General features: G+C 61.0%; 14 protein-coding genes and 1 pseudogene. 7 read left to right on the top strand and 8 right to left on the bottom strand.

All coding sequences use genetic code 11. The features are described from left to right. Positions 1-204: 204 nt before the first annotated feature. From ACWPWQ_RS10040 to ACWPWQ_RS10030, 3 genes and pseudogenes are all read right to left on the bottom strand, one after another. Positions 205-920: pseudogene (locus ACWPWQ_RS10040) on the bottom strand (helix-turn-helix domain-containing protein); the annotation flags it as partial. Between the two features lie 308 nt (positions 921-1,228). Next, entirely contained in the window at positions 1,229-2,095 is an 867-nt protein-coding gene (panB, locus tag ACWPWQ_RS10035) for a 3-methyl-2-oxobutanoate hydroxymethyltransferase (protein WP_454009687.1), read from the bottom strand. Further along, positions 2,096-2,713, bottom strand: coding sequence for a LysE family translocator (locus ACWPWQ_RS10030; protein ID WP_454009686.1), 618 nt, complete (start codon positions 2,711-2,713; stop codon positions 2,096-2,098). It abuts the gene before it with no gap. Positions 2,714-3,031: 318 nt separating this feature from the next. Here ACWPWQ_RS10030 and ACWPWQ_RS10025 point away from each other — a divergent pair, with 318 nt between their 5' ends. Further along, positions 3,032-3,484 (top strand): Lrp/AsnC family transcriptional regulator, encoded by a 453-nt coding sequence (locus tag ACWPWQ_RS10025; protein WP_025327261.1) that lies wholly within the window; start codon positions 3,032-3,034, stop codon positions 3,482-3,484. Positions 3,485-3,609: 125 nt separating this feature from the next. On the opposite strand, the gene ACWPWQ_RS10020 is transcribed toward ACWPWQ_RS10025, so the two are convergent. Further along, on the bottom strand, positions 3,610-4,095 hold the full coding sequence (locus tag ACWPWQ_RS10020) for a VOC family protein (RefSeq protein WP_454009685.1): 486 nt from the start codon (positions 4,093-4,095) through the stop codon (positions 3,610-3,612). Between the two features lie 213 nt (positions 4,096-4,308). Between ACWPWQ_RS10020 and ACWPWQ_RS10015 the strand changes: the two genes are divergently transcribed. Further along, entirely contained in the window at positions 4,309-5,058 is a 750-nt protein-coding gene (locus tag ACWPWQ_RS10015) for a class I SAM-dependent methyltransferase (RefSeq protein ID WP_454009684.1), read from the top strand. 128 nt (positions 5,059-5,186) lie between these two features. Here ACWPWQ_RS10015 and ACWPWQ_RS10010 read toward each other — a convergent pair whose 3' ends face one another. Further along, positions 5,187-5,432, bottom strand: a complete 246-nt coding sequence (locus ACWPWQ_RS10010; protein ID WP_025327258.1) for a hypothetical protein — start codon at positions 5,430-5,432, stop codon at positions 5,187-5,189. A 116-nt stretch (positions 5,433-5,548) separates the two neighbouring features. On the opposite strand from ACWPWQ_RS10010, the gene ACWPWQ_RS10005 reads away from it, so the two are divergent. Next, a complete protein-coding gene (locus ACWPWQ_RS10005; RefSeq protein WP_454009683.1) occupies positions 5,549-6,850 on the top strand; it encodes an MFS transporter in 1,302 nt (433 codons plus the stop codon). A 75-nt stretch (positions 6,851-6,925) separates the two neighbouring features. Here the strand turns inward: ACWPWQ_RS10005 and ahpF are convergent, their stop codons facing one another. From ahpF to ACWPWQ_RS09990, 3 genes are all read right to left on the bottom strand, one after another. Beyond that, positions 6,926-8,512, bottom strand: coding sequence for an alkyl hydroperoxide reductase subunit F (ahpF, locus tag ACWPWQ_RS10000; protein ID WP_025327256.1), 1,587 nt, complete (start codon positions 8,510-8,512; stop codon positions 6,926-6,928). Positions 8,513-8,653: 141 nt separating this feature from the next. Beyond that, positions 8,654-9,220, bottom strand: coding sequence for an alkyl hydroperoxide reductase subunit C (gene ahpC, locus ACWPWQ_RS09995; protein ID WP_025327255.1), 567 nt, complete (start codon positions 9,218-9,220; stop codon positions 8,654-8,656). Positions 9,221-9,863: 643 nt separating this feature from the next. Beyond that, positions 9,864-10,310, bottom strand: coding sequence for a CBS domain-containing protein (locus tag ACWPWQ_RS09990; protein ID WP_025327254.1), 447 nt, complete (start codon positions 10,308-10,310; stop codon positions 9,864-9,866). A 274-nt stretch (positions 10,311-10,584) separates the two neighbouring features. Between ACWPWQ_RS09990 and queA the strand changes: the two genes are divergently transcribed. From queA to secD, 4 genes are all read left to right on the top strand, one after another. Continuing rightward, complete coding sequence (gene queA / locus ACWPWQ_RS09985; protein ID WP_454009682.1) at positions 10,585-11,652, top strand: tRNA preQ1(34) S-adenosylmethionine ribosyltransferase-isomerase QueA; 1,068 nt, start codon at positions 10,585-10,587, stop codon at positions 11,650-11,652. A 117-nt stretch (positions 11,653-11,769) separates the two neighbouring features. Continuing rightward, positions 11,770-12,906 carry a tRNA guanosine(34) transglycosylase Tgt gene (gene tgt / locus ACWPWQ_RS09980; RefSeq protein ID WP_454009681.1) on the top strand — a complete coding sequence of 379 codons (1,137 nt, stop codon included), beginning with the start codon at positions 11,770-11,772 and terminating at the stop codon, positions 12,904-12,906. Positions 12,907-12,956: 50 nt separating this feature from the next. Continuing rightward, positions 12,957-13,292, top strand: a complete 336-nt coding sequence (gene yajC / locus ACWPWQ_RS09975; RefSeq protein ID WP_041205953.1) for a preprotein translocase subunit YajC — start codon at positions 12,957-12,959, stop codon at positions 13,290-13,292. A gap of 18 nt (positions 13,293-13,310) precedes the next feature. Beyond that, the gene (gene secD, locus ACWPWQ_RS09970; protein WP_025327250.1) at positions 13,311-15,164 is read left to right on the top strand and encodes a protein translocase subunit SecD; all 1,854 of its coding nucleotides are present in this window, start codon (positions 13,311-13,313) and stop codon (positions 15,162-15,164) included. Positions 15,165-15,169: the final 5 nt, after the last annotated feature.

Below are 15,169 nucleotides of genomic sequence, written 5' to 3'. Positions count from 1 at the left end.
TTTAGAGTCGCACTTAAGAAAATCAATTTATAAGTTATCAATTTCTCAGCAGAAGGAGTTATATTCAAAAGTTATTACTGAGATAGCTCATGTCATGAGAGAGTTTGAGTTGACTTTTTTTGATTGAGAGGGGCGCTAGTGTAGTGGTCTAATTGTACAGATCTAGTTATCACCTGACACCGGCCTCAAACCGGTGTCTTGTTGATGGTCAGGGCGTCCGCAGAACTCACGCCCGTTGTCCGACAGGATGGTATAGACCCGCACTTCGTGGGCTTCAAAGAACGGTAGTACCGTTTCATTAAGCACATGAACCGAGGTCACCGGCAGCTTGCTGGTGTAGAGCCGTCCCCTGGTGTGGCGGCTGTAGCAGTCCAGCACTGTGTGCAGGTACACCTTGCCAACCTCCTTGATCGCGCCGACGAAGAAGGTATCGACCGCCACCAGTTCCCCCGTGTAGTGGACCTCAATCTGGCGTTCGCGAAACTCGGGGCTGAAGCGTTCGCGTCATTGAGCTCCATCATCTGTTTCCGATGGGCTTTCTCGAGGCGCAACAGACGGTCATGTTTGGATAGCAGGTCATGACGTTGCCACACGCCACGCACGCCGCCAGTAGTGACGTTGATGCCTTGCAGAGCCAGTTATTGCGCGACCCGCAGCGGGCCATGAGTAGGTCTGGTGAGGGAGTAATCGAGGATGGCCTGCTCCATTTCGGGAACAACTCGGTTGGGGTGCGCACCTTTACAGCCCGGTAGTTTGTCGAGTAAGCCCTCGGCCCCATAGGTCTGATAGTTACGGCGAATTTCGTAGAACTGCTGACGGCTGTAGCCGATGAGCTTGCAGGCTTTGCTGACGTAACTGAGCTCTTTGGCGAGCTCTAGCAGGCTGAGTTTACGACGTGCTACTTTCTCGTTGGTGGTCATACGATTACTCCAGATAACACGGCAGGGGTACCATTTTGTTATCCGGTTTGAAGCCGGGGCGATTCACCATACAGGTCAGAGAGTGACTCAAACTGAGCGGCATTGCTGCGTGGAGGAAGTCGAGAACCTGTGCGAGACGCATAAAAAATCCGAAACCAATCAACAGGTTTCGGATTTTTACACATCAGGAGGATCGGTCAATGGATCCTTAACTGATCGGCATTAACCCCCAGAGGTGGTCTTTTTTTATCTTCAACCCGTGGTTCTCACCCCTCTCCCGGGCGTGCTTGTGACGCTCGTCCCTGGCCTCAGAAGCTGTGCTCGGGGCCGGGGAAGGTGCCCGCCTCGACATCGGCGGCGTAGTCGCGCGCCGCCTGATGCAGCAGGGTGCGCATGTTGGCGTACTGCTTGACGAAGCGTGGCAGGTGCCCGGTTCGCAAGCCGGCCATGTCTTGCCAGACCAGCACCTGGGCATCGCAGTGGACTCCGGCGCCTATGCCTACTGTGGGGATGGCAACCGCCGCCGTGATCTTCTCGGCCAGCTCGGCTGGCACCATCTCGATGAGCAGGGCGAAGGCGCCGGCGGCTTCGAAGGCGAGGGCGGTGTCGACAAGCTGCTGGCCATCCTCGCCGCGTCCCTGCACGCGGTAGCCACCGAGTTGATGCTCCGCCTGCGGAGTGAAGCCGATGTGGGCCATCACCGGGATACCCGCGCTCACCAGTTTTTCCACCTGGGGCAGCATCTGCTTGCCCCCCTCGAGCTTCACGGCGTGGGCCCCGGCTTCCTTCATGAAGCGAACCGCAGTATGAAAACACTGCTCGGCCGAGCCCTGATAGGAGCCAAAGGGGAGATCCGCTATCACCAGCGGACGGCGGGTGGTGCGGGTCACGGCCCGAACCAGCGGGATCAGCTCGTCCACCGTGACCGGGAGCGAGGTCCCGTTGCCATAGACGTTGTTGGAGGCGGAGTCTCCCACCAGCAGCACCGGGATCCCCGCCTCTTCAAAAATGGCGGCGGTATACATGTCGTACGCGGTCAGCATGGCCCACTTCTGTCCCAGCGCCTTCATCTGCTGGAGGTGAGGGATCCGGATGCGGGAGACGGCCTGGGTGTCTTGACCGTATGGGGAGGCGTGTTCACTCATGTTGGGGTTCTCGCGGGGTTGGAATGACATTCAGAGGATGACCTGATCGACGAACAGGAGCATGGCAATGGCGATCATGGCCGCGCCGGAGAGCTGGCTCACTCTGCGCGCCGCCAGGGGGCGGGTGCTGAGTATGGCCTGGGCGCCGTACCCCACCAGCAGGTAGACGATGGCGCAGCTGGCGACATGGACCAGTCCGAGCGCGACTATCTGTCCCGGCACCGGCCAGGGGGCGGCGGGATCGGTGAACTGGGGCAGCAGCGCCAGGAACAGCAGGAAGACCTTGGGATTGAGGCCACTCACGCAGATGCCCTTGAGGGTCCAGTGGTGCCAGGCCCCCGGGCTCTGATCCTTGCCCGCCGCCGGCATGGCGGGGTGCAGTAGCAGGTTGATGCCGAGCCAGAGCAGGTAGGCCGCCCCCAGGAGGGTGAGCAGGCTGAGTGCCAGCGGGTTGCTGGCCACCAGGGCACCCACCCCGGCGGCCACGATCAGGATGGCCGTCAGGTGGCCGAGCAGCAGCCCGGTCACGGCGGGGATCACCACTCGTCCCCGCATGCCTGCCGAGATCGCATAGGCCCAGTCCACCCCCGGGGTGATGACGAACAGGATGGAGACTGCCCAGAAGGCGCCAAAGAGAGCGAGTGTCATGATGAGGAGACCTCCTGCAAGGGGGGCGTTGCCATGCGTGCAAGCGGCCAACTTCTGATGGCCATGGCCGGGTCAGTGGATGGGCGGATTCGTCCGTGATGTTTGGCCTGCCGGCGCAGGGCAGGGGACTCCCTCATGGCCAGCGCAACGAAGCCACCGTCAAGGGGTTCGCGATTCATCTTCTCTCTCCTGTGTGGGTATGAAACTGAGATTGAAACTGCCAATCCTCCTCCAAGATTGAAAAGAATATCCCCCGATGATTAGAATGTGCTGTCTGATATTTGCCAATATCGCTCTATAAATGGGAAGATTTTCCAAATGGATAGAATTGATCGCAGGATCCTTGCCGAGCTGCAGTCTGACGGGCGTCTCTCCGTCACCGAGTTGGCCGAACGGATCGGGCTCAGCGTCTCCCCTTGTCACCGGCGGGTGCGTGCCCTCGAGGAGGCGGGGGTGATCAGGGGCTATCGCGCACAGCTCGATCCCGGCAACCTCGGCCTTAATTTCTCCGCCATCGTCTTTGTCACCCTGAGGGAGGGGGATCGCCAGGCCGTCGCCACTTTCGAACAAGCCCTGGTGGCGATCCCCCAGGTCATTCAGGCACAGCGTCTCTTCGGCGATCCCGATTACCTGCTGAACGTCATCACCCGGGATCTTCCCGCCTTCCAGCGTTTGTATGATGAGCAGCTCTCGGCGCTGCCGAGCGTCCAGCGACTCACCTCGACCCTCGTCATGAAGAGCGTGGTGCAGGAGCGGTCGCTGCCCCTTTGAACTGATGGCCAAGTAAGGGAAGGCGGGTCACCCGGGGCTGCGCTCTCGCCAAGACTCCCATGGACAACAGACCCCGCCTGTTGGCGGGGTTTGTTCGTTGGCAGGCGGTGGTGCCGAATTGGCGCTCAGCCCCGGCGCGCCGCCTCTATGGCGGCGATATCTATCTTGCCCATCTGCATCATGGCCTCGAAGGCGCGTTTCGCTGCCTCGGGGTCGGGATCCGTGATCGCCTCGGTGAGGGCCAGGGGGGTGATCTGCCAGGAGATGCCCCACTTGTCCTGGCACCAGCCGCACTCGCTCGCCTGACCGCCATGGTCGATGATGGCGTGCCAGTAGCGATCCGTCTCGGCCTGGGTCTGGGTGGCCACCTGGAACGAGAAGGCCCAGCCGTGGCTGACCCCGGGGCCGCCGTTGAGCCCGAGGCAGGGGATCCCCATCACCCTGAACTCGACCGTCAGCACATCCCCCCGCTTGCCGGCGGGGTAGTCGGCCGGGGCGCGGTGCACGGCGTCAACGACGGAGTCGGGGAAGGTGCTTGCGTAAAACCGTGCCGCCTCCTCGGCATCCCCGTCATACCAGAGGCAGATCCTGTTCTTTGCGGCTGTCATCATCTCGTGGCTCCTGTCGGTTGCTGTCATCCTGTGCCCCTCCCCCTCCCTCTCTCTTGCCCCAGTGGTTGTTACCTGGCGCCCTCTGTTGCCAGCCGGGGAGTTGCATGATGTCGTCAAGTGTAGTGGCATAGGGATCCGGGCCGCCCGGTTTGGCGGACAGAGCGACAGGCTGGGCGACCGGATGCCCCGCCAATGACAGGAGAGGTGTGCGCGATGGACAGTACCCAGCGATTCTCGACCCGGGTCGAGGCTTATGTGAAGTACCGCCACGGTTATCCGGCGGCCATGCTGGACTTTCTGGCCCGGGAGCTTGCCATGGGGCCCAAGGCCCAGGTGGCCGACATAGGGGCGGGCACCGGCATCCTGACCGCCCTGCTCGCACCCCGGGTGGCGCGGGTCTGGGCGGTGGAGCCCAATGACGAGATGCGCGCCGCCGCCAGACGGCTGCTGGCGGAGGTGGGCAATATAGGCTGGTCCCACGGCAGTGCGGAGGCCACCGGCCTGCCGACGGGCTCGGTGGACCTGGTGACGGTCGCCCAGGCGTTTCACTGGTTCGATCGCACCGCCTTTCGGCAGGAGTGTCAGCGCCTGCTCAGACCCGGTGGCCGGGTCGCCCTCATCTGGAATGACAGGCTGACCGACACCCCGTTTCTCAAGGCCTATGAGGAGGGGTTGCACGCCTATTCGGGGGATTACGAGGAGGTCAATCATCGCAACCTAAGCGAGCACGACTTTAGTGCCTTCTTCGAGGGGGAGTACCGGCTCGATCGCTTTGAAAACCGCCAGCTGTTCGATCTGGACGGCGTGCTGGGGCGGCTCAACTCCTCCTCCTATGCCCCCGTCGTCGGCACCCCGGCCCATGAGCAGATGACGGCCCTCATCCGCCGCGAGTTTGCACGTCATGCCGTTCACGGCAAGATAGCCTTCAACTATTGCACCCTGGTCTACAGTGGCCGGGTTTAGCCCCGGCAAGCGCTAAAAATCCGCAGTGAAAAGGCCCCCGCCAGTCATGGCGAGGGCCTTGTTTCATCTGGGCGGTCTGTCGCATCCGGGCGGTGCGAAGCAGACCGTCGCGCGGGGCATGGGCAGTGTCAGCCTTGATCGATGCCCAGGATGGCCATGGCCTTGGCCAGGGTATCGACGGATTCCTGATGCTTGCCCGCGTTATGCAGAGTCTCTCCTTCGGCCCTGAGCTGCTTCACCTCGGCCAGTTTCTCGGCACTGAGGGCGGGGTTCGTGGCCAGGGCATCATCAATCTTCTTCATGTCCATAGGGCAGTGGAAGGCGATGGCGCTCCCGGCGAAGAGCAGGGCTGCCAACAACAGCATGAGTCTCATCTTGACGACCTCCTTGATGGGATCCCGTTAAGAATAGCCCGGGAGGGCCGGGACTATCGGGTTGAACCGGGCAAGAAACAGGCGCTACCATGATCTTTTCGTCACGAGGAGGCGTCATGACACTCACAAGGTTGCTGTCACCCCTGACCAGTCTGGTGATCTTCATTCTGGGCCACGGCATGTTCAATACCCTGCTGACGGTGCGTCTCTCGGCCGAACAGGTGTCGGTGCAGGCCATCGGCCTGGTGTCGGCCGCCTACTTCGGCGGCCTGGTGCTGGGGGCCTTCATCAATGCCCGTCTCATCATACGGGTGGGTCATATCCGGGCCTATGCGGCCTATGCCTCCCTGCTCTGTTTCCTGTTCCTGCTGCACGGCATGGTGGTGGAGCCCGTCACCTGGGCGGCGCTGCGGCTGCTGGGAGGCTTTGCCACCGGCGGCCTGTTCGTGGTGCTGGAGTCCTGGATGCTGGTCTCAAGCACCCCGGCGAACCGGGGCCGGTTGATGTCCCTCTACATGATCCTGCTCTACGGTTCCCTCGCCCTGGGCCAGTTGCTGCTCAAGTGGGTGGATCCCATGGTGCTGACGCCGTTTGCCCTGTGCGCCATGGCCGCCACCCTCTCCGTGGTGCCGCTCGCCCTCTCCCGGGTGGCCACCCCTGCCATGGTGGCGCCCCAGCCGGTGGGGGTGCTGGAGCTTGTCCGGCTCACCCCGGCGGGCATGGGCAGCGGCTTCACCTCCGGCCTCATCCTCGGGGCCATCTATGGCCTGTTGCCGCTCTACTTTACCGACAGCGGCGCCTCGCTCTCCCGGGTGGCGGACATGATGGCGCTGGTGATCCTGGGGGGCATGTGCCTGCAATACCCCATAGGGCGGATGTCCGACCGCTATGACAGACGGCTGGTGATCCTGCTGCTGTGCGGGGCGCTGACCCTGCTCGCCCTGCTGATGGTGCTGCTGCCCGGGGCGTGGCGCGAGCCGATCGCGGGTGTCCTGGTGTTCCTGCTGGGGGGCATGGCGTTCTCCATCTACCCCTTGAGCCTCAGCCACGCCTGCGACGAGTTGCGCCCGGATCAGGTGCTGGGGGCCAACCAGGGGCTGCTGCTCGCCTACAGCCTGGGGGCCATGATAGGGCCGCTGCTGGCGCCCTTCGTCATGTTGCAGTTCGGGCCAGAGGGGCTGTTCGTCTATTTCGCCCTGTGCGGCGCCCTGCTGGCGGGCTATCTGGGCTGGCGCCGGCGGCAGCGGGCACCCATTCCCCTGGCCGAGCATCAGGTGTTCATGCCGGTGCCGCCCAATACCCCCATGACGGCGGAGCTGGAGCCGAGAACGGATCTGGAAGGGGAGGCGGTGCCCGCGAGCTATGCTGCGCCCGAAGTGGAGGACGTGGAGGGAACGGAGGAGCCGCAGGTTCGCTGAGGGCAAGCCAGCCCGAAGACGCGCATAAAAAAAGCCGACTCCAGGGAGTCGGCTTTTTGTCGGGCGATGAGCCCGTCAGGCGGTCACTGCCTCGCTCTTGGCCGCAGCGGCTTCCGGCGCCGCATTGCGGATGAGGTAATCGAAGGCCCCCAGGGCTGCGGTGGCACCGGCGCCCATGGAGATGATGATCTGCTTGAACGGCACCGTAGTGGCATCCCCTGCGGCGTAGACGCCGGGCAGGGAGGTGGCCCCCTTGGTGTCGATCTCTATTTCGCCGAAGCGGGTCAGGGCGACTTCGCTCCCCTTGAGGAACTCGGTGTTCGGGACCAGACCTATCTGCACGAAGATGCCGGCCACTGCCAGGTGCTTGATCTCGCCTGTGGTGCGATCCTCGTAGTCCATGCCCACCACCTTGCTGCCGTCACCGATCACTTCGGTGGTGCGGGCGCTCATGATGATGTCGATGTTGCCCATGGAGCGAGCCTTCTTCTGCAGCACCTCGTCGGCACGCAGGGTATCGGCGAACTCCACCACGGTGACGTGCTCGACGATGCCGGCGAGATCGATGGCCGCCTCGATGCCGGAGTTACCGCCACCTATCACCGCCACCCGCTTGCCCTTGAAGAAGGGGCCGTCGCAGTGGGGGCAGTAGGCCACGCCCTTGGTGCGGTATTCGAGCTCCCCCGGCACGTTCAGATCGCGCCAGCGGGCACCGGTCGCCAGGATCACGGCGCGGCTCTTCAAGGTGGCACCGGAGGCGAGATCCACGTTCACGTAGCCATCCTTGCTGATGGCGGCGGCACGCTGCTCGGTGATCACCTCCACGCCGTACTGCTTGACGTGCTGCTCCAGGCTCGCGGCCAGCTTGGGGCCCTCGGTGTAGGGCACGGAGATGAAGTTCTCGATGCCGACGGTATCCATCACCTGACCGCCGAAGCGCTCGGCGACGATGGCGGTGCGGATCCCCTTGCGGGCGGCATAGATGGCGGCTGCGGCGCCAGCCGGGCCACCGCCCACTACCAGCACGTCGTAGGGGGCCTTTTCGCTCAGCTCTTGCGCCTTGCGCTCTGCCGCGCCGGTATCGAGTTTGGCGACGATCTCTTCGAGCGAGGTACGGCCCTGGCTGAACGGCTGGCCGTTCAGGTAGACGTTCGGGACCGCCATGATCTGGCGCTCGTTCACCTCGTCCTGGAACAGGGCACCGTCGATCATGGTGTGGGTGATGCCGGGGTTCAGGGTGGCCATCAGGTTCAGGGCCTGTACCACGTCAGGGCAGTTGTGGCAGGAGAGGGAGATATAGGTCTCGAAGTGGAACTCGCCCTTGAGGTTTTTCACTTGCTCCAGCACGGCCGGATCGGCCTTGGAGGGGTGACCGCCGCTTTGCAGCAGGGCGAGCACCAGGGAGGTAAATTCATGACCCATGGGGATGCCGGCAAAATGCACGCGCGGTGCCTGGCCTTGTGGCGCCACGCTCATGGAAGGCTTGCGGGCGGCTGTGCCATCGGTCATGGAAATCTTGGGGGACATCTCTGCTATCTCGTTGGCCAATGCCAGGAGCTCGGCGGATTTGTCGCTGTCATTGCCGGACACGCTGATCTCGATGGGATTGACGATGTACTGCAAGTAACCGTTGAGTTGTTGTTTGAGGTTGGTATCTAACATGGTCGAATTCCTTCTTGTTATGGCGGTCGGCACTATTAATGAATACAGAAAGCACTGGATGCAAAAAACAGTGAATGCAGGAAGCGCTGGGCCAGAAAGCAGACCGGCCCTTGAGTGGGCCGGTCTTGGAGAGCAGGAGGCTTAGATTTTGCCTACCAGATCCAGGGACGGGGCCAGGGTGGCATCGCCTTCTTGCCATTTGGCCGGGCACACTTCACCTGGGTGAGCGGCAACGTACTGGGCAGCCTTGACCTTGCGCAGCAGCTCCAGAGCGTCACGGCCGATACCGCCGGCGTTGATTTCAACGATCTGGATGACACCGTTCGGGTCGATGACGAAGGTACCGCGGTCAGCCAGGCCAGCTTCTTCGATCATCACGCCGAAGTTGCGGGTGATGGTGCCGGTCGGGTCGCCGATCATCGGGTACTGGATCTTCTTGATGGTGTCAGAAGTGTCGTGCCAGGCCTTGTGAGTGAAGTGGGTGTCGGTGGAGACGGCGTAGATCTCGACGCCCAGCTTCTTGAAGGAAGCGTAGTTGTCAGCCAGATCGCCCAGCTCGGTCGGGCAAACGAAGGTGAAGTCAGCCGGGTAGAAGAAGACCACGGACCACTTGCCTTTCAGGTCAGCGTCAGACACCTGAACGAATTTGCCATTGTGGTAGGCGGTAGCGTTGAACGGCTTGATTTCGGTGTTGATATAGGTAGACATGTATTTGCTCCTTGGTGATGTACATATGCCCGTCTGGTCGTGAAGTGCTTGGCCAGGCGAGGCGCTTAACTTTCGATGGAGGCATCATAGGGCTTTTCTCTAATCGGTCAAAGCCACAATTTTGAATCACTTAAATCTACTTATTAGATAGCCCATCGCAACTGTACCTAATATGAATATCTCAGGCCTTCAGAGATAACTCATTGTCGAAGTTCAATTTCTGTCCTCCATGTCACATTTTCAAGTCCCGGATGGCAACTTGTTTTATGCCGGAGGTGATGAGAGGCGTACTGAAGGCGTGTCGGGACTGAGGGGGAGGGTGTGAGAGACGGGCAAAAAAATCCCGGCGCCGTCGCACAGACAGGGCCGGGTCATCAAACAAGGAATGGCGATATAAAAATGCTTTACAGCAAAGACTAACTACGGGGTGTGCAAACTTGCAGACATATGAAGAGAAGACATCGGGTGCACAATCCTCATCTCCTCTTCGGCAACCATTGCATGGACGGCATCATAGTGTGATGGAGATCACAAAGCAAGTTTGTGGTGTAATTTTTCAGTCAAACTGAAAGGGTTTCAGCTTTATTGCCGATCAATTACGCTGAAAACGCTTTTATTGTAATTTTATTACAGTTTTTTATGATCAGAAATCAGCGGGCGGCTCCTGCTCCTCCATCAGTTCCAGCAGATTGATGGCGACAGTGATGAAGTCCGATTCCGTGACTATGCCCACCAGCTTGCGTCCCCGCACCACCGGCAGGCAGCCATATTTGTGGCGCTGCAGGTAGAGGGCCGCCTCCTTGATGCCGGCGTGGGGATCCACGCTCGCCACCTGGCGGGTCATGATCTCGTCGAGCTGGACGCTGTCGGTGAATTCCGCCTCCCGCTCCGGATTGATCAGCAGCAGCTTGGAGTCGCGGGTTGCCAGGATGTCGGAGAGGGTGACCAGCCCCAGCAAATGCAGGTGCTCGTCGACGATGGGGATGTGGCGGATCTGCTCCTGCTGCATCAGCTCCATCGCCTGCTTGACGCTGTTCTGCGGCCCCAGGGTGAAGGGGTGTTCGGTCATGATTTCAGTCAGGGTCATCATGGTGGGCCTCCTTGTGTCTCTGATCTCACCCTAGCTCAGCTCCTGGCCTTGGAACCTGATCAGGGTCAATACAGATCATTAAAGAATCATTAACCCAGGGTTGTTGGCACGGCGGGGTACAAATTGGCGTCCAAGTGCCCGTGTCGGCACGCCAAGGGCCCCCAAGGCTCGCAAAAAGAGCGCTATCCCTTGCCGGCCTTGGGTTTTTGGTCTTTTGGGTTGCCTTGGCAGAGGGGGATAACTAGACTAGCCGCCGATTCCCCCGAGGTGAAAGATGCAAGTATCCGATTTTCATTTTGATCTGCCAGACGAGCTGATTGCCCGCTATCCGATGGCAGAGCGCACCGCCAGCCGCCTGTTGCAGCTCGATGGTCAAAGCGGCGCCCTGCGCCACGGTCAATTTATGGATGTGCTGGACCAGCTCAACCCGGGCGACCTGCTGGTGTTCAACAACACCCGGGTCATTCCGGCGCGCATGTTTGGCCAGAAGGCCAGCGGCGGCAAGCTGGAAGTGCTGGTGGAACGCATCCTGGACGAGCACAGCGTGCTGGCCCATGTCCGCTCCTCCAAGTCCCCCAAACCCGGCACCCGCCTCATCCTGGATGGCGGCCCCGATGGGGAGAAGGTGGAGGCCGAGATGCGCGCCCGCCACGATGCCCTGTTCGAGATCCACTTCCTGGACCCGCGCCCGGTGCTTGAGATCCTGGAGGCCATCGGCCACATGCCGCTGCCCCCCTATATCGACCGTCCCGACGAGGACGCCGACAAGGAGCGCTACCAGACCGTCTACAACCAGAAGCCGGGCGCCGTGGCGGCGCCGACCGCCGGGTTGCACTTCGACGAGCCGCTGCTCGAGAAAATTCGGGCCAAGGGCGTGGAAACGGCTTTCGTGACCCTGCACGTGGGGGCGGGCACCTTCCAGCCGGTGCGGGTGGAGAAGATTGAAGATCACCACATGCACTCCGAATACGCCGAAGTGCCCCAGGAAGTGGTGGACGCCATCGCCGCGACCCGCGCCCGCGGTGGTCGGGTGATTGCGGTGGGGACCACGTCGGTGCGATCCCTCGAGAGCGCGGCCAAGGTGACCCTGGCCCAGGGCAAGCCGCTGGCGCCGTTTTTCAGCGACACCGACATCTTCATCTTCCCGGGTTACCAGTTCCAGGTGGTCGATGCCATGGTCACCAACTTCCACCTGCCCGAATCCACCCTGATCATGCTGGTCAGCGCCTTCGCGGGGTACGACAACGTGATGGCGGCCTATCAGGCTGCAGTGGAAGAGCAGTACCGTTTCTTCAGCTACGGGGACGCCATGTTTGTCACCCGTCGCCAGGTCGAGGCATAAGCCTTAGCCTTCAGAAGCCGTTCAGGGAGGCCTTGTCAGGATCCTGGCCGGTTTCTTGTATCGGGCCCATGGGGCCCTCCGTTGTCAGACTGTTTCTCTGACTGAATAGAGGTAGCAATGAAATTTGAACTGAAAACCACAGATGGCCGTGCCCGTCGCGGCCAGTTGGTATTCGAGCGCGGCACAGTGCAGACCCCAGCCTTTATGCCGGTCGGCACCTACGGCACCGTCAAGGGGATGACCCCGGAAGAAGTGCGCGAGACAGGTGCCCAGATCCTGCTTGGCAACACCTTCCACCTCTGGCTGCGGCCGGGTCAGGCGGTGATGCGCGCCCACGGGGATCTGCATGACTTCATGAACTGGCAGGGTCCCATCCTGACCGACTCCGGTGGTTTCCAGGTGTTCAGCCTGGGTCACATTCGCAAGATCACCGAGGAGGGGGTGCACTTCCGTCATCCCATCAACGGCGAGAAGATCTTCCTCGACCCCGAGAAATCCATGGAGATCCAGTACGATCTGGGCTCCGACATCGTGATGATCTTCGACGAGTGCACGCCCTATCCGGCGACCTACGAAGAGGCGCGCAAGTCCATGGAGATGTCCCTGCGCTGGGCCAAGCGCTCCCGCGACAAGTTCGATGCCCTTGGCAACAAGAACGCCCTGTTCGGCATCATCCAGGGCTCCGTCTACGAGCCGCTGCGGGATGTCTCCCTGGACGGTCTGCTGGAAATAGGCTTCGACGGCTATGCGGTCGGCGGTCTGGCGGTGGGTGAGCCCAAGGAAGACATGCATCGCATCCTGGATCACGTCTGCCCGAAGATCCCGGCCGACAAGCCGCGCTACCTGATGGGAGTGGGCAAGCCCGAAGATCTGGTGGAAGGGGTGCGCCGCGGCATCGACATGTTCGATTGCGTGATGCCGACCCGCAACGCCCGCAACGGTCATCTGTTCACCACAGACGGCGTGGTCAAGATCCGCAACGCCAAGTATCGCGAGGACACCAGCACCCTGGATGCGGACTGCGACTGCTACACCTGCAAGAACTACACCCGCAGCTATCTGTACCATCTGGACAAGTGCAACGAGATCCTCGGTGCCCGTCTGAATACCATTCATAACCTGCGTTATTACCAGCGTGTGATGCAGGGTTTGCGGGACGCGATCGAGCAGGGTAAATTAGACGACTTTGTAACTGAGTTTTACCGTCGGCAAGGGAAGCCCGTGCCTCCGTTAACTGAAAATGACGTGAAATAACAACGACATATAAGTTTGTTTTCAAATCTACATCAATAAGAGGTTGTTAAATGAGCATTATCTCCAAGGCGTATGCAGAAGGCGCAGCTCCGGGTGCACAGGGTGGTGGCATGGAAATGATCATCATGCTGGCCGTGTTTGGCCTCATCTTCTATTTCATGATCTACCGTCCCCAGGCCAAGCGCGCCAAGACTCATCGCGATCTGATGAGCTCCCTGGCCAAGGGTGACGAAGTGCTCACCTCAGGTGGCCTGGTCGGCAAGATCGCCAAGGTTTCCGCCGATAGCGACTACATAGTGCTGGCCCTGAACGATCAGACCCAGGTCACCATCAAGCGTGATTTCGTCTCTGCCGTTCTGCCCAAGGGTTCTATCCAGTCCCTTTAATCTCCCGAGGAGCACAGCGTGTTAAATCGCTATCCGCTGTGGAAATACCTGATGGTGATCGTCGTGATCGCCATCGGTTTTCTATATGCAGCCCCCAATCTTTACGGCGAAGACCCGGCCTTGCAGGTATCTGCCAGCCGTGGTGCCGAAGTCAAACTAGAGACGCTCGATCAGGTGAAGGAGACGCTCGAAGCGGCTCAGATCCCGGTCAAACATGCTGCGTTCGAACACGGTTTCATCCTGATCCGGTTCACCAACACCGAAGACCAGCTCAAGGCACGTGACATCGTCGCCAACAAGCTGGGCGACAACTTCATCACTGCCCTCAACCTGGCACCTTCCACCCCTGCCTGGCTCGAAGCCATCGGCGCCGCTCCCCTCAAGCTGGGTCTGGACCTGCGCGGTGGTGTGCACTTCCTGATGGAAGTGGACATGGCCGAGGCGCTGACCAAGCAGCAAGAGCAGATGGTGCAGGATTTCCGCTCCGAGCTGCGCACCCAGAAGATCCGTTACTCCGGCGTGCGCCGGGTGGGTGATCAGGTGCAGGTGGTGTTCCGCGAGGAGGCCGATCAGGCCAAGGCGGCCTCTTTCCTGCGTCGGCAGAATCCGGATCTCACCTTCACCACCGAGCAGAAAGGGGATGACTTCATCCTGCTGGCCGGCTTGAGTGAAGCCAAGATCAAGGAAGTGAAGAAGTACGCCCTCGAGCAGAACATCACCATCATCCGTAACCGGGTGAACGAGCTGGGTGTGGCCGAGCCGCTGGTACAACAGCAGGGTGCCGAGCGCATCGTGGTGGAGCTGCCCGGTATCCAGGACACCGCCCGTGCCAAGGAGATCCTGGGGGCCACCGCCACCCTGGAGTTCCACATGGTCGATGAGGCCGCCGACATCCAGGCCGCGGCCGCGGGCCGGGTGCCGCCGAGCTCCAAGGTCTACAACGATCGCAACGGTCGTCCCGTGGTGCTGCAAAAGCGCGTGATCCTGACCGGTGACCACATAGTGGGTGCCCAGTCCGGTTTCGATGAATACAGTCGTCCCCAGGTCAACATCAAGCTCGATGGCCAGGGTGGCAACAAGATGGCCAACTTTACCAAGGACAACGTCGGTAAGGGCATGGCCACCGTCTTCATCGAGTACAAGCCGGTAGGTCAACCCGGTCCGGACGGCAAGCGCAAGTTCCGCAAGCAGGAGGAGGTGATCAACGTCGCCACCATCCAGTCGCGCCTTGGCAGCCAGTTCCGCATCACCGGCATCGACAACGCCAACGAAGCCCACAACCTGGCGCTGCTGCTGCGTGCCGGTGCTCTGATAGCCCCCATCCAGATCGTCGAAGAGCGCACCATAGGCCCGAGCCTGGGTCAGCAGAACATCGACAGCGGGATGGAAGCCATCGGCTGGGCCATGCTGGTGATAGTGCTGTTCATGGGGATCTACTACCGTGCGTTCGGTTGGGTGGCCAATCTGGCCCTCTCCATGAACCTGGTGCTGATCGTCGGCATCATGTCGATGATACCGGGGGCCACCATGACCCTGCCGGGTATCGCCGGTATCGTACTGACGCTGGGCATGGCGGTGGATGCGAACGTGCTGATCTACGAGCGTATTCGTGAAGAGATCCGCAACGGCCGCGGGGTGCAGCAGGCCATCCACATGGGCTTTGACCGCGCCTTCTCGACCATCGCCGACTCGAACGTTACCTCGCTCATCACCTGTGTGATCCTGTTTGGCATCGGCACCGGCGCCATCAAGGGCTTCGCCCTGACCCTGGGCATAGGTCTGACCGCCTCCATGTTTACGGCCATTACTGTATCCCGCGCCATCATCAACCTGGCCTGGGGCGGACGGCGCATCGACAAGCTGCCGATCTAAGGAAG

It is taken from the genome of Aeromonas sp. Marseille-Q7275, from assembly GCF_965119515.1.
This window is presented reverse-complemented; position numbering and strand designations above follow the sequence as displayed.

Coding starts and splice junctions, on each gene's coding strand:
- panB (WP_454009687.1), bottom strand. CDS start 2,095: ATGTCATTCCAACCCCGCGAGAACCCCAACATGAGTGAACACGCCTCC.
- ACWPWQ_RS10030 (WP_454009686.1), bottom strand. CDS start 2,713: ATGACACTCGCTCTCTTTGGCGCCTTCTGGGCAGTCTCCATCCTGTTC.
- ACWPWQ_RS10025 (WP_025327261.1), top strand. CDS start 3,032: ATGGATAGAATTGATCGCAGGATCCTTGCCGAGCTGCAGTCTGACGGG.
- ACWPWQ_RS10020 (WP_454009685.1), bottom strand. CDS start 4,095: ATGATGACAGCCGCAAAGAACAGGATCTGCCTCTGGTATGACGGGGAT.
- ACWPWQ_RS10015 (WP_454009684.1), top strand. CDS start 4,309: ATGGACAGTACCCAGCGATTCTCGACCCGGGTCGAGGCTTATGTGAAG.
- ACWPWQ_RS10010 (WP_025327258.1), bottom strand. CDS start 5,432: ATGAGACTCATGCTGTTGTTGGCAGCCCTGCTCTTCGCCGGGAGCGCC.
- ACWPWQ_RS10005 (WP_454009683.1), top strand. CDS start 5,549: ATGACACTCACAAGGTTGCTGTCACCCCTGACCAGTCTGGTGATCTTC.
- ahpF (WP_025327256.1), bottom strand. CDS start 8,512: ATGTTAGATACCAACCTCAAACAACAACTCAACGGTTACTTGCAGTAC.
- ahpC (WP_025327255.1), bottom strand. CDS start 9,220: ATGTCTACCTATATCAACACCGAAATCAAGCCGTTCAACGCTACCGCC.
- ACWPWQ_RS09990 (WP_025327254.1), bottom strand. CDS start 10,310: ATGATGACCCTGACTGAAATCATGACCGAACACCCCTTCACCCTGGGG.
- queA (WP_454009682.1), top strand. CDS start 10,585: ATGCAAGTATCCGATTTTCATTTTGATCTGCCAGACGAGCTGATTGCC.
- tgt (WP_454009681.1), top strand. CDS start 11,770: ATGAAATTTGAACTGAAAACCACAGATGGCCGTGCCCGTCGCGGCCAG.
- yajC (WP_041205953.1), top strand. CDS start 12,957: ATGAGCATTATCTCCAAGGCGTATGCAGAAGGCGCAGCTCCGGGTGCA.